At 65.4% G+C, this 13,205-nt stretch carries 11 protein-coding genes; 6 read left to right on the top strand and 5 right to left on the bottom strand.

Annotated features, from left to right (window positions below; genetic code table 11):
• Positions 1–29: 29 nt before the first annotated feature.
• A complete protein-coding gene (locus ABL844_RS33890) occupies positions 30–332 on the top strand; it encodes a hypothetical protein (protein WP_418126007.1) in 303 nt (100 codons plus the stop codon).
• A gap of 112 nt (positions 333–444) precedes the next feature.
• Here the strand turns inward: ABL844_RS33890 and ABL844_RS33895 are convergent, their stop codons facing one another.
• The 3 genes from ABL844_RS33895 to ABL844_RS33905 form a co-directional block, all read right to left on the bottom strand.
• Entirely contained in the window at positions 445–1,038 is a 594-nt protein-coding gene (locus tag ABL844_RS33895) for a DJ-1/PfpI family protein (RefSeq protein WP_418132067.1), read from the bottom strand.
• Between the two features lie 400 nt (positions 1,039–1,438).
• Positions 1,439–2,578, bottom strand: coding sequence for an ABC transporter substrate-binding protein (locus ABL844_RS33900; protein WP_418132068.1), 1,140 nt, complete (start codon positions 2,576–2,578; stop codon positions 1,439–1,441).
• 124 nt (positions 2,579–2,702) lie between these two features.
• Positions 2,703–3,488 (bottom strand): ABC transporter transmembrane domain-containing protein, encoded by a 786-nt coding sequence (locus ABL844_RS33905; RefSeq protein WP_418132069.1) that lies wholly within the window; start codon positions 3,486–3,488, stop codon positions 2,703–2,705.
• A gap of 131 nt (positions 3,489–3,619) precedes the next feature.
• On the opposite strand from ABL844_RS33905, the gene ABL844_RS33910 reads away from it, so the two are divergent.
• Positions 3,620–4,309 carry a response regulator gene (locus ABL844_RS33910; RefSeq protein WP_418132070.1) on the top strand — a complete coding sequence of 230 codons (690 nt, stop codon included), beginning with the start codon at positions 3,620–3,622 and terminating at the stop codon, positions 4,307–4,309.
• Between the two features lie 53 nt (positions 4,310–4,362).
• Positions 4,363–5,508 carry an ATP-binding protein gene (locus ABL844_RS33915; protein WP_418132071.1) on the top strand — a complete coding sequence of 382 codons (1,146 nt, stop codon included), beginning with the start codon at positions 4,363–4,365 and terminating at the stop codon, positions 5,506–5,508.
• Positions 5,509–6,333: 825 nt separating this feature from the next.
• On the opposite strand, the gene hmpA is transcribed toward ABL844_RS33915, so the two are convergent.
• On the bottom strand, positions 6,334–7,518 hold the full coding sequence (gene hmpA, locus ABL844_RS33920; RefSeq protein ID WP_418132072.1) for an NO-inducible flavohemoprotein: 1,185 nt from the start codon (positions 7,516–7,518) through the stop codon (positions 6,334–6,336).
• Positions 7,519–7,650: 132 nt separating this feature from the next.
• On the opposite strand from hmpA, the gene norR reads away from it, so the two are divergent.
• Positions 7,651–9,255, top strand: a complete 1,605-nt coding sequence (gene norR, locus ABL844_RS33925; protein ID WP_418132073.1) for a nitric oxide reductase transcriptional regulator NorR — start codon at positions 7,651–7,653, stop codon at positions 9,253–9,255.
• A gap of 123 nt (positions 9,256–9,378) precedes the next feature.
• Here norR and ABL844_RS33930 read toward each other — a convergent pair whose 3' ends face one another.
• A complete protein-coding gene (locus ABL844_RS33930; protein WP_418132074.1) occupies positions 9,379–9,765 on the bottom strand; it encodes a YkgJ family cysteine cluster protein in 387 nt (128 codons plus the stop codon).
• An 849-nt stretch (positions 9,766–10,614) separates the two neighbouring features.
• Between ABL844_RS33930 and ABL844_RS33935 the strand changes: the two genes are divergently transcribed.
• Together ABL844_RS33935 and ABL844_RS33940 are read left to right on the top strand one after the other, a co-directional pair.
• Positions 10,615–11,652 carry a tyrosine-type recombinase/integrase gene (locus tag ABL844_RS33935; RefSeq protein ID WP_418132075.1) on the top strand — a complete coding sequence of 346 codons (1,038 nt, stop codon included), beginning with the start codon at positions 10,615–10,617 and terminating at the stop codon, positions 11,650–11,652.
• A 350-nt stretch (positions 11,653–12,002) separates the two neighbouring features.
• Positions 12,003–13,205 (top strand): efflux RND transporter periplasmic adaptor subunit, encoded by a 1,203-nt coding sequence (locus ABL844_RS33940; protein ID WP_418132076.1) that lies wholly within the window; start codon positions 12,003–12,005, stop codon positions 13,203–13,205.

Below are 13,205 nucleotides of genomic sequence, written 5' to 3' on the forward strand. Positions count from 1 at the left end.
GATGAAACCCGAACTGTGAACTCCCATCCATGAGGCGAAAAACACTTACCGCACGCCAGTTGCGCGCGGCCAGTTACCTCGAGCAGCTCGAGATGCTGTCGCGGCTGCAACTGCCAGCCGTGTGCTCCAAGCGCGAGGAGATCGACTGCATCCTCGCGCTGCGCAGTGCCTCGCTGCTGGAGGCGCTCACCGAGCCGCCGGTGGTTCTGCGCACCGGCGAGCGATTCATTCCACGTGCGATCGTCACCAGCATCACGCCCGAGGGGCGCATGGCGCTGTTGCGCGGGCGTCGCGCCATGCCGCGCGAGATCCCGTTCAATCCCCCTCGCTGAGCGGGCGTCCCGATCGCGAGCCGCCCCGGTGCCAGGCGCATTAGGCGCGCGGAGGAGGCGTGTCCGGGCGTGTCCGCGCTCGCCGGCGCGGTGGCGTTGCCCGGGGCCGCAGTCACACCATCGGTGGATCGGTTTCGCGCTCGAGGTGCCGGTGCATGCCCGCGGCGGCGATGAATGCCCGGCTCGCATCGGCGGCATCCTTCGCCTCGGCGAGGATCAGGCCCGGATCGGGCGAGCCATCGGGCAAGGTCATCGGAATGCTCGCCTCCGCCAGCAGCGCCTGCGAGGCGCCGAAGGCCAGGATGGTCTTGCAGTGCCGGTACTGCTCCTTCACGAACTCCATCGTGTGGCCATCCTGCGTCAGCGACTCCAGGGCCGCGAGGCCGTCCGGCAGCACCAGCGCATCGAAGAGGACATTGGGGCTGTTCTCCATGCTGGCGTCCGCCTCGAAGGCCGTACCGTCCGCCGCCGTGCAGCGGCCCAGGCGCGATCCCACCAGCCGCGGCACGGCCCCCGCGTCCACCAGCGCCGACACCAGCACGGCGATCGGTGCGCCCTCGATCCCGTCGGCGACCAAGATCGCGATCTTGCGCGTGCGGATGCCTCCGTCGCCCGGCCGTGTCAGCAGCGAAAGCGCGGGCGAGCGGTCGACCTCGGGCGCGGTCGGCACGTCCAGCACGCGCGGCAGCGGCGCGGGCAATTCCATGCCGAGCCCTTGCGGGACCTGCTGTGCCCCGACATGAGGCGAGATTTCGCGCGCGGCGGCGGCGCTTCGCGGTAGGACGTCGCGCTCAGCGCAGGCGCGTATGGCCGCACCCGGAAAAAAAGAAGCCCGGCAAGACGCCGGGCCGCAAGCCGATGCAGTTACGCATCAAGCACCCGCTCAGGGAGGAAAAGCGGGGATGGATCGCTCCACCGGGACGAATGGTGAATGCGGGGGCGCAAGCCGCGAACGGGAAGCGCCCCCTCTTCGCTCGTAGGACCCGCCGCACAGCCGTTGCGCCCGCGCCTCAGTCGGACTCGCGCTGGTATTTCTTGAGCTCCTTGTGGCGATCGCAGTGCTCGAAGATCGCGAGAAACACTGGCGCTCTCGGAAGCGGCGTGTGTCACTGCTGAACCTTGCCACTTCCGTTCACGATCGAAAGCTCGACGAACTTCGAGCCGTTGCGCTCGCCGCCGCCGAAGCCGATGAGGTAGTCCCCGAGGTCGTAGTCGCTCATCGCGTTCAGCGTGGCGATCGTTCCCTCGCGCGTGGGCGTGCGGCCTTGGCGCTGCACGGCCTCCACGATCACGCGACCGGCGATGTAGCCCTCCATCATCAAGTAGCTCTTCGGTTCCTTGGGCTTGTGCTGGCTGGCGGCCTCGGTGAACTCGCGCTGCAGCCGACTGGTGCTCTTGTAGGGGTTCGGCGTGACCTGGGAGATCACCACGCCCTTGAGGTGGTCCTCGCCCAGGCGCTGTGACAGCTGCTCGATGTCCGCACCCGAATACGCGAAGAGCTGCGCCGTGCCGCCGCTGACCCGGTAGGCCTCGATGAAGGCCGCGGTCGGTGCGCCATTGGCCACCAGGATGATGGCTTGCGGCGTGGCCTTGGTGAACACCCGCACCGCTTCTGAGATGGACGTGTTCGCGCCCCGGCTGCTGCCGGTGTAGGAAGCACGCGTCACGAAGCGGACCTTGGCCTGCGCCGCTGCCTGGTCGGCCGCCGCGACGATGGCGTCGCTTCCGGGGCCGGCTTCGTAGAGCAGGCCCAGCTTGCTGATGCCCACCGTCGACAGCTGCGAGGTGAGCTTGGCCAGCTCGCTCGGGATGTCGGCGCGCACGTTGAAGAGCTGCGCGTGCGCGGGCGCGATATCGGTGGTGCGGTAGCCCACCAGCGCGACGCGCTGCTGTTCCAGCAGCCGCGTGGCCAGCAGCTCGCGCAGATTCTGGCTGCCGAAGTAGCCGGCCAGTACCAGCGGCCGCTTCTCGATGAGCAGCTTGCGGGTCTGCTCGACGGTGGATTCGGGCCGGCTGCCGTCGTCCTCCGTCGCCAGCGCGAAGGTGTGGCCGTTCACGCCGCCCTTGCGGTTCGCCGCGTCGAAAGCCAGGCGCATGCCGGCCGCATAGCCCTGGCCCTGCTTGGCCTCCAGGCCGCGCATCGGGGCTACCTGAACGACCATCACCTCGATGGCAAAGGCATGGCTCGTTGCCGATGCCGTGATCGCCATGGCTGCCAGCCAACGCGCGAGCTTGCTTCGATTCATGGCCGGCTCCATCTCTTGTCTTAAGGAGTGCTGAGTATGTGCAGCACATTGACACATGATCGGGGGCATTCCCGGATCGCCGCAAGGGGCTGAGGTCGACGGTGTGACATCGTCACGGCGGTTCCTAAATCCAGATCTTGGCCGTCACATAGGTAAGCACGACGCCGACGCCGATCGCCGCAGCACTCAACATGAAGAGGACGGGAGAGAGCTTCAGCAAGTAGATCGCACAGCCAGCGGTGACCGCAAACGCCGCCGCATGGCCCGCGAACTCCGAAGTGAATGTGCTGATGGTGTTGATGTCCTCGTTGAGGATCGCCTGCAGCCGGTGGCTCTTCATGCGCTCGATCGAGGCGACAGGCGCGTGCAGGATTCGGAGCGAGACATCCTTGCGCAGCGCTGCGACGACCCTTTGCCCTGTGAAGCTGTTGACGATGCCCGCCAATGCGTGCCCACCGACCGAGAACAGCCCCAACGCAGCCAATCCCACCGCAGCGGAGCGCTCGATGGCCGCGTTGCCATGCATGGCACTGTTGATCTGCTCCAGCAGCAACGCGGTGGCCATGCCACTCACGCATCCCAACAGCGTCGCCAGGACGATCGCGTAGGCGAAGGGCCTGAGCAAGCGCCGAGTTTCAGCAGAGAAGGTCGAATGTGTGTTCAAAAGCGATGCATTCAGAGATGGCGGCGTCCAGTGCACGATCGCGGACGGCACAGGCTCGCTGCGACTGGAATGGGTGTCGGTGGGAGGCTGAGAGGTTGTGTTCAGCGAGTGCCTGATGTTGTGGTGCTTGGCGTGGATCCCCTCCTCATTCTTTCGTTGTCGCATGAAGGATCGCTCAACGAATTGCCAAGATTTGATCAAGATCCGCGCCGTGCCGAATGGTCGTTGCGCGATGCGGATTCCCATGACAAGAAGGCGGTGTTTAGGAGGCCGAAATCGAACGAAGGCGCCGCATAATGCGCACCCGCCGCGGGCACCCTGTTCCGCCCAGGTCGGGGCGCCATTGCCCTTCAGCGGCGGCGCACATTGAATCCCTTATGGCCGACGAACGTATCCTGATTGTTGAAGACGACCCGCAGATTGCCGAGGTGCTTTCTGCCTACCTGCAGCGTGAAGGGTTCCAAACGGCGCACAGCCGTGACGGTGAGGAGGCGCTGCGGATGTTCGGGCAGTGGCAGCCGGCGCTGGTGCTGTTGGACTACATGTTGCCGCGACTGAGTGGCAGTGAGGTCCTGGCCGCCATGCGCCGCGCGAGCGATGTCCCGGTCATCATGGTGACGGCCATCAATGACGAAGCCGAAAAGCTCGGCGCGCTGCGCTACGGTGCGGACGACTATGTGGTCAAGCCCTTCAACCCGAAGGAGGTCGTCGCACGCGTGCAGGTGGTTCTTCGGCGTTCGCGGGCTTCGTCGTTCGCTGCGAAGTCCCGGCTTTCTCATGGGGCGCTCGAACTCGATCTCGATGCCGTGACGGTGCACGTCGACGGTGATGCCAATCCGCTTGAATTGACCATCACCGAATTCAAGCTGCTGTCGACCATGATGCGGCATCCGCGCAAGGCCTTCACTCGGTTCGAACTGCTGCAAGCCTGCCTGCCCGAAAGCGACGCGCTCGAGCGGGTGGTCGACACGCACGTGCACAACCTGCGGCGCAAGCTGGAGGAGCGCGGTGTCACGGGCATCCCTCTCGCCGTGCGAGGCGTCGGCTATCGCCTGGGCGGTTCGTAGCGATGCGCTCGCGTCGATCACTTTGGGCGTGGCTCACTTGGCGGATGGTCGTCTTGGCCATTGCCGCGACCGCAGCGGTGCAGGCCGGGATGTGGGGGCGCTACAACTACCTGGAAGCAAAGGCTGAGTCCAAACTGCCGCCCGCGGTGGCCGCAGAGATGCGGCGTCTTGAGATTGAGCCGGAAAAGAACGCAAAGCGGTTGCAGGAAATCTATGCCATGTACGGTGAGATTTTCGCGCCGCCGTCCGATACCGAGGATCTGATCGTGCAGGCGCTGTTGAGCCTGGCCATCGTTCCCTTCGTGGTGGCGTTCGGCCTGATTCTGGCGCGCCGCATCGTTCGGCCGGTCTCGCACGTGGTCGCCGCTGCAGAGTCGGTGGCGACGGGACGCTTCTCGGCGCGGGCACCGGTGCTCGAAGCGGCGCCTGCTGAACTCCAGCGCCTCGCGATGCACTTCAACAAGATGGCGCAGCGCTTGGAGGCGTACGACAGGGAGCTCCACGATTCGAGTGCGGCCATCGCGCATGAACTTCGCACGCCTTTGACTGCGGCGATGGGACGACTGCAGGGCATTCTGGATCGGGTGTTCCCGTACGAAGAGGGCCAGATCGCCACGGTCCTGGATCAGTTGGAGCAGATCCAGCGCATCATCGGTGACCTGCAGGTTCTTTCGCTCGCGCAGGGTGGCCGACTGCATCTGGAGATCAGCGAGTTCGCCGCGCGGCAATTCGTCGATGAAAGAATCCATTGGGCCAGCCCCGCCTTGCAGGCGCGCAGCGTGCGGGCCGTCAACCATGTCGAGGCCAGGCAGACGCTGCGCGCGGACAGGACGCGGCTCGGTCAGGCTCTGTCGGCCCTCATCGACAACGCGGTGCGCTACGCAGGTGACGGGGGCATCGTGGAGATTGACCTTGTGGAGCGAGACCTGGGCGTTGAATTGATCGTTCGCGACCGGGGCACAGGTGTTTCATCCGATGACAAGGACTTCTCGCGCTTCTTCGAGCGCTTCTGGCGCAGCGAGCAGTCTCGCTCGCGGCACGCCGGCGGAACCGGCCTGGGCCTGTCGGTCGTGCAGGCGATCTGCAGGGCCCATGGCGGCCACGCGAGCGCTTCAGCACGCGCCGGTGGCGGCGCAGAAGTGCGCATCTGTTTGCCGTACACGGGAGCGGCGATGGATTCAGGCACGTTGGTGGCCTAACGATGCGGTCGGAGGTGTGAACAGAAGGCGCGTGATTTCTTGCAGCACCGCATCCAGCGCAATCTCGCGTGCCGGGGGGACTCCGCCCGCCCGTGCTCAAGACCTCGGCTCGGTGTGCGATTTGCACCGTGCGCTGAGCGGTGAAAGCGATTCGGCATAGCCGCGGTCGAAGGTGAGGGTTTCCTTGCGAGCCGAATTCTTCGGCGGCGAGTTGAAAAGGTTTTTCGTGACGACGGCAGCGGGTTTGCTTTTTCCTGCGGCGACGCGAGGATCTCAATGGGCACTTGCAGTTGGGGAGTGCGACTGTCCCAGATCGCGCGCGTCACCGGTTCCATTTACATCGTGACTGGCAGGCTGCTCGACCCGGACCACGTGTCGCGGATCCTGGGCAAGCGACCGCCCAAGATCTCCATCATCGCGACTGCCAGCGCGCGCAGGGAGGCGAGTGTGATCAAGCGCGGCTTCCCTGATGTGCGCGTCGCACAGCGATTGCGATGCCAAGGTGGTGCTTGTCGAGCCCGACACGGTCTGGGTCTCGAGCGCGCACTGCGGCAGGTCCGCGATGATCGAGTCCACCGTCGGTCCGCATTCGACCCAGCGTTCTCAACAGGGCCCTGGAATCCTTTTTCTGCAAGCTCTGGTCCCAGTCGCGCTCGAGATCCAGTGACCTTGTTCCGACGTCCGCCCTCCCCACTGACAGCCAGATCCCCTGAAACGTTCTTCCTTTCCGGAGGCAGCGCCCTGTCGAGGCGAGGGCGCTGCGGATCGTCCTGCGGCCGTCGCGGGCCACCTGACGGGTGGCGATGCGTGAGCCTCGCGTGTGTCCTAGGACTCGAGCGTTTCCAGCGGGCCGAAGAACTCGTAGCGCAACTGCTGCTTCGGTATGCCAAGCGCCAGCCCGTCGGCATAGACGGCCTTCATGAAGGGCTTGGGTCCGAGAAAATACAGGTCCACGTCGCGGTCGGATGGCAGCAGCTGGGCCAGAAGTTCTCGGTTCACGAAGCCGATTGCATGTGGCCGGTCGGCGGCGCGCGGCGTGTCGTAGACGTACAGCGGCTTCACGTTCGCATGCGTCGCAGCCAGAGCATCCACGCGTGCGCGGAAGGCGTGGGCGCCGCCGTGACGGGCCGCATGCACGAAATGCACCGGCCGACCCGTGTGCGCCATGGATTCCAGCATGCTCATCGCCGGCGTGATGCCCACGCCCCCGGTGACCAGCACCAGCGGACGGGTTTGTTCTCCTGCGGGGTGCAGCACGAAGTCGCCGCACGGCGCTTGGACCTGCAGTCGCGCGCCGACGGTCGCAGTGCTGTGCAGCCAGTTCGAAGCCCGGCCCCCCTCCTCCTTCTTGACGCTGATGCGGTACCACGGCTTGCCTGGCGCGTCGGACAGCGAATAGTTGCGTCGCACCGGCTGGCCGTCGATGTCCAGCACGAGCGTGATGTACTGGCCAGGCGAGAACGCGAGCAGCGCGCCGCCGTCGGTGGGCTCCAGGTAGAACGACGTGATGACATCGCTTTCATCCTCGCGACGCGCGACGCGGAACTCGCGCGTTCCGCGCCAGCCTCCGGGTTGTGCTGCGTTGGTGCTGTAGACCTTTTCCTCGGCGGCAATCAGCAGGTCGGCCAGTGCGCCGTAGGCCTCGCCCCAGGCGGCAATGACTTCATCGGTGGCGGCGGCGCCCAGCACATCCTTGATGGCACGCAGCAGGTAGCTGCCGACGATGGGGTAGTGCTCGGGCAGCACGCCGAGTGCCGCATGCTTCTGGATGATGCGCGGCAGCGCATCGCCAATGGCTTCCAGACGGTCGATGTGTGCTCCATAGGCGACGACCGCACCTGCCAGCGCCCGAGCCTGGCTGCCGGCCGCTTGGTGGGCTTCGTTGAAGAATGCCTTCAGCTGAGGATGCCCCTCGAGCATGAGGCGGTAGAAGTGGCGGGTAATGGCCTCGCCGTGCGCCTGAAGCGCAGGCACGGTGGACTTGACGATGGCGATGGTTTGCGGGTTCATGGCTTTTCCGAATTGATGTTGGCGGTGTCGACATCTCACGATCTGTGCCAGCGACAACCATGAGCCAAGTCCCTGTCGCCATTGGTGATTTTTTTGCAATGGTCAAATTGACAACATCAAGCAGTTGTATTTATGACCACAAATGATGTCAGTTTGACCCATGACCTTCCGCCTTCGGCGGCTGAAGCGAGCAGATACCGATCGCTTCTGGCCGCGGCGCGCGGACTCGTTCAATGCGATGCGGCTGCTCTCTTGCAACTCGAAGGCGATGTTCTCCGGCCGATGGCCGTGGACGGCTTGAGCGACGAGACACTCGGACGCCAGTTCCCGGTGGCTGCCCACCCGCGTTTTGCGCGTCTGCTCGACAGTCCGCGAGGCCTGCGGTTCGCCCATGACTGCGGCTTGCCGGACCCTTACGATGGCCTGATCGTGGGGCAGCCTGGCATCCTGCCGGTGCATGACTGCATGGGCGCACCGCTGCGTCTGCGTGGCATCCCATGGGGCTTGCTCACGCTCGACGCCCTCGAGCCGCACACGTTCAACGCGGTGAGCCCGGCCCAGGTCGAGGCGCTCGTGGCACTCGTGGAAGCGGGCGTGGAGGCCGTCCAGACGATCCGCGAGATGGAAGCTCGCGCCGCGCGCGAGCAGGCCGTGGCTCACGCCCTGCGCGCTGGGCGCGGCGCACCGCGCGAATTGCTGGGCAGCAGCGCGGCCATGAAGCAGCTTTACAGCGAGATCGAGACGGTCGCCGTGTCTGACCTGACGGTGCTGCTGCTGGGCGAGACGGGCGTGGGCAAGGACCTGGTGGCGCAACGCCTGCACGCGCGCTCGCGTCGCAGCGAGCAGCCGCTCGTGCAGGTCAACTGTGCAGCACTGCCCGAGGCGCTGGCGGACAGCGAGCTCTTCGGCCACAAGCGCGGCGCGTTCACGGGCGCCATGCACGACCGCGATGGCAAGTTCGAGATCGCGGACGGTGGCACGCTCTTTCTGGACGAGGTCGGAGAATTGCCGCTGAGCGTGCAAGCCAAGCTGCTGCGCGTGCTGCAAAGCGGTGAAGTGCAGCGCCCGGGGAGCGATCGCACATTGAAGGTCGACGTCCGCGTGATTGCGGCCACCAACCGTGACTTGCCCGCGGCGATCGCGCAGGGACGGTTTCGCGCGGATCTCTACCACCGGCTTTCGGTCTATCCGCTGGTCGTCGCGCCGCTGCGCGAACGGGGACGCGATGTGCTCGCGCTCGCCGGCGGCTTCCTCGAGGAAAACCAGCATCGCTTGGGCGCGCGCAATCTACGGCTCTCGCCGGCGTCGAAGTCTGCCTTGTTGGCGCACGTCTGGCCAGGCAACGTGCGCGAGCTTGAGCATGTGATCAGCCGCGCATCACTGCGGGCCGTCAGGGAGCAGCCCCGCGGGGCACGCTGGACGGCCATCGAACCACGCCACCTGGCGTTGGAGAGCTCCGCAGTTGGCGCTCCGGCTGACCTGAGGAGGAAGGCCGTGTCCTTACCGGCAGAGGGCCAGGTCCCTGCGGTTGCGGTGCGCAGCACATTGCGTGAAGCCACGCTGGCGTTCCAGCGAGCCTGGCTCGATGAGATGTTGACGCGGCATCAGGGTCACCTGGCCAACGCCGCGCGTGAAGCTGGGATGGACCGCAGCAACTTCCACCGGACACTGCGCAAACTCGGCCTGCTGCAAGCCAATGATGCGGACGCCCGCAATCAGTCCGGCGCGAACCTGTGAAGGCCCCGCGCGCCTGCGTTCAGCAAGCAGGGCCTTGCAAAAAGGGCCGGGTGCCGATTCCAGCTGCGCATCCCGAGCTTTGCCTGTCTGTTTCTTCCTCCCAAGCACGCACCGTGGAGAGGGCTAGAGTCCATCCCGCATGCTTGGAAAGAAGTCCCGAATATCCGCGTATTGCGTGTCAGCCTGCGCCATCAGTGCAAAGGCCTTGAGCTTTGTGGCGTCGGCATAGGGAACCTGGGAGCTCCCTCCGCCCGAATGCCGGCACAGCAGATCGTCGTCATCCAGGTTGAGCAAGGTGCGGCATGCCACCGGGCGAGCCTCGTAGACGGTGCAACGGTCTGCACGAAGAAACGGGCAAGGCGTCAGCGGACCCGTTTGCAACTGCCGTTCCATCTCGGACAGGTTTTCGGCCTGCGCGTGGTCTGCGACGCGCAGGCTGCGTCTTGGCACGCTCGGCGCCCTGCCGCTGGCGCGACCCAGCAGACGGGCCTCGATCAGAGAGATCGTCACCGGGATCTGGCAGCAATGACTGCACCCTGCTCGGCAAGCTGAGAGTGCCTCCATCGGTCGAGCCCAGGCCGATGCAGCTCGCTGCAGCTAGATCACCCGCTGTGCCACCGTCTTTGCTTTTTGGGAGGCCTTCAGCAAAGGTGTGGCCTCCCCGGAGGGCGCAAGACAGGCAAGCTTCTCCTGTGCACGCTGCATGGCCAATGGCAGGCGGTCGCGCTGCCGCTGGGCCAAGTCCGCTGCTGCAGCCCCCGCCGCCAAACTCATGAATTCGATCCGACGCAAGTTGTTGATCGACTAGCCTACCACCTGCGTCGGGGTTGCTTGCCCCCCGTTCAGCGCTGAAAGCCTCAGAAGTCCCGTCGCTGAGCACTGGCAGGCGCAGTCGCTGGATTCCTGCCGTGACCGAGGCAACGGGCCGATCTTCCAATCGGTCCTCCAGCATTCAAGTCTGGGTGCTTTGTCGACCGCGCTGAAGCCAAGACGACATACCTCTGCACCGTCCATGCGGCGGGCGTTTTCTCGGCGCATCGCTCGGGACGCATGAGCGGCCGCAGGCGCGAGACGAAGCGGCCGAAGAGCCTGGGTCGACGGCCCGTCCTTGCATCTGGAGGCCGCCGGCGCGTATGAGGCCTTCAACCGTGCAGAAGACATGCTGCCCTAGAGGCGCTCGGCGTCCAGCTCTTGCGGGAGGACCGCGAGGAAGAAACCTGATTTACGACGATCCTGCCGCGGACAAGGTTTTCCGTAGCCCAATAAATAGACTAACGGCAAACAGTTTCCCGCCAGAGGAACACACAAAACCTCCGCCTCCCAGTCATAATCCGTGCCGTTAGTATGTTTTCTCTGCCGATGGCATCCGATTCGACATTGCCCCTTTTCGATGAGTCGCCCGATTCAGGCCATGTGAGCGCTTTCCGCGAAGCCTTCGAAGCTTGGCTTGGCGACCAGCGCGGCTCGGGGTTGTTGCGTCGCGAGGGCTCGGTATCGGTCTACGAAGACATGTGGGAGGCGTTCGCGATGTGGTGTCTCGGGCAATCGCCTGCGGTGACTTTGTCGACCCTTGACCTGGCTGACCTGCAGGCCTTCCAAGCGGCCCGGTTCGGACGCAAGACCTCCGATTTGTCCTTGACGCCGCGCTACGCGTTGCGGCTGATGCGGCTGATCGACCGGGTGCTGCGCCACCATGCATCCCGAGCGGACACCATGGCCAACTCGGCGGCGGCGGACTGGATTGCGGCCAATCCTGAGATTCGCTATGCCGACGCTGCACATGCCGATCCCCTGCCTGACTACCTCTCAGTGAGCGAGGCCCGGCAGCTCATTGCGTTTCTCTCGACCGCACGGCCGCGGCCCGGAAAATCCCGCAATGCCCAAATGCCGCTGACCTGGCAGGAAGTGCGCAATCGCGCCTCGGTGGCTTTGCAGCTCGGCGCCGGCCTCACGCCCGGCGATGTCCGTGCCCTGACGCTGGACTCGCCCGTCTCACAAGGCGGTCGCGTGCGGGAACGGCCGTGGAAGCTCCAGGTACCCGGAAATGGCAATTCGCCACCACGCGAAACGCCCGTGGCGCCATGGGCCGCGGAGTTGCTGCAGCACTGGCTGAGCGTGCGCGCCGAAACTGGCATCGCAGGGGCCTTTCTGTTCCCTTCCACGCGCACCGGTAAACAATGGCAAAAGCCCTCACAGTACGAGTGCGCGAAGCGAGTGCTCGAGGAAGCCGGGGCCGACTCACGCGAAGGAGGGTCCTTCCGCTTGCGACACACGTTCGCTCTTCGGCAGTTGCGACGAGGGACGGCGCCAGAGCAGATTGCGGGATGGCTCGGCATCGAGCCCGCGAAGATGAAGCGCTACGAACGCGTGCTGCCGGGCGTGATCGACGTCGTGTGATTGGCAAGCAACTGTACCGAGGGGCTCATCCTCGGTGCCTCGCGCAGCGAAGTTGCCAACTCCTCTGAACCAAGCCTGCGCCACGGGGCCCCCCCCCGCCTGGGTGCGCTACTTCCGCGCACTTCACTTCGACGCTGCTGCATGGTTCAAGGCAGTGCCGACACCGCACGGCAGTGAGCAAATGGAGGCACGGCTTCGCGCATGCCGGACCTGCCTCGTCGCCACGTGCGATGCCGTCTCGACACGTTCTCCATGAAGACCCCAAGGATTCTGAACAGGTCCGCGCAACATTCACCTCTCGTCGGTGATCTGCGCGGAGCAAGGATTCGATCGGTTTCAAAAGGGGATGAATGAGGTTGGTGTTTCGACGATATGCGCTGCTCGGCCTGCTCCTCGCAGCGGCGGTCACGGGAATCTGGATAGGCGTTGCGGAGCCGAACTCGGGCCCCGAGCTGGCCACGGCGAGCGTGACCGTCGGTGATTTGGAGCAGACGGTACTGGCCGTAGGCCGATTGCACCCCAAGGAACTGGTCGCCGTCGGCGCTCAGGTTTCCGGGCAGGTCAAGCGACTGCATGTGGCGCTGGGACAGCCGGTGAAGACCGGCGATCTCATCGCAGAGGTTGACGACCAGCCGCAGCGGATCTCGATGCGCAACGCGCAGGCCGCAGCGACCTCGCTGCAGGCGCAGCTGGCCGCAAGGCGCGCGGCCCTGGCGCAGGCTGAACTCGCCTTCGAGCGCCAGGAGGCCTTGCTCGCGGCAGAAGCCACGGCCAGGTCCGACCAGGAGGCCGCCAAGGCAGCATTGGAAGCCGCACGCGCCGAGGCCCGCTCGCTGGAGGCCCAGATCGAACAGGCGCACACCCAGATCGAGACCGCACGCATCAACCTTGGATACACCCGCATCTTGGCCCCGATGGATGGCGTCGTCGTGGCCATCGTCACCAAGCAGGGCCAGACGCTCAATTCCTTTCAGACAACGCCCACGATCGTCATGCTCGCCAAGCTGGACGTCATGACGGTGCGCGCCGAAATCGCAGAAGCCGACGTACAGAAGGTCGAGCGTGGCCAGCAGGTAACCTTCACCACCCTGGGTGACAAGCGGGACAAGTACGTCGCGCAGATCGAGCGGGTCGAGATCGCACCCACGTCCATCGTGAACGAGGTGGGCGGCGCAGGTTCAGCCGGCGCAGGGGGCTCATCGGGCACGCCGACCTCCTCGCGCGCGATCTACTACAACGCCGTCTTCGACGTCCCCAATCCGAAGGGCCAGCTGCGCCCCTCCATGACCGCGCAGGTCTCCGTGCTGATCTCCCATCTCAGGCAGACGCTGCTGGTTCCCACCGCCGCGCTGGGCGAGCGCGATGCACATGACGCGTACACGGTGCGCGTGGTCGACCCGCGGGGACGGGTCTCGGTGCGCCAGGTGCGCATTGGCGTGCGGACCAACGCGACTGCACAGGTCCTGTCCGGCCTCCAATCCGGCGACGCCGTGCTGATCGGCGAGACGGTGCCCACCACGGCGCCGGGTGGCGCAGGGCTGCTGGGGTTCTGA

It is taken from the genome of Variovorax sp. 278MFTsu5.1 (assembly GCF_048305045.1).
Classification (GTDB): domain Bacteria; phylum Pseudomonadota; class Gammaproteobacteria; order Burkholderiales; family Burkholderiaceae_C; genus Variovorax; species Variovorax guangxiensis.

What these genes read in the sequence shown, in the direction of transcription:
- ABL844_RS33905 (WP_418132069.1), bottom strand. Translation starts at nt 3,488, where the DNA reads ATGGGAATCCGCATCGCGCAACGACCATTCGGCACGGCGCGGATCTTG.
- ABL844_RS33890 (WP_418126007.1), top strand. Translation starts at nt 30, where the DNA reads ATGAGGCGAAAAACACTTACCGCACGCCAGTTGCGCGCGGCCAGTTAC.
- ABL844_RS33910 (WP_418132070.1), top strand. Translation starts at nt 3,620, where the DNA reads ATGGCCGACGAACGTATCCTGATTGTTGAAGACGACCCGCAGATTGCC.
- ABL844_RS33895 (WP_418132067.1), bottom strand. Translation starts at nt 1,038, where the DNA reads ATGGAATTGCCCGCGCCGCTGCCGCGCGTGCTGGACGTGCCGACCGCG.
- ABL844_RS33900 (WP_418132068.1), bottom strand. Translation starts at nt 2,578, where the DNA reads ATGAATCGAAGCAAGCTCGCGCGTTGGCTGGCAGCCATGGCGATCACG.
- ABL844_RS33940 (WP_418132076.1), top strand. Translation starts at nt 12,003, where the DNA reads ATGAGGTTGGTGTTTCGACGATATGCGCTGCTCGGCCTGCTCCTCGCA.
- hmpA (WP_418132072.1), bottom strand. Translation starts at nt 7,518, where the DNA reads ATGAACCCGCAAACCATCGCCATCGTCAAGTCCACCGTGCCTGCGCTT.
- ABL844_RS33935 (WP_418132075.1), top strand. Translation starts at nt 10,615, where the DNA reads ATGGCATCCGATTCGACATTGCCCCTTTTCGATGAGTCGCCCGATTCA.
- norR (WP_418132073.1), top strand. Translation starts at nt 7,651, where the DNA reads ATGACCACAAATGATGTCAGTTTGACCCATGACCTTCCGCCTTCGGCG.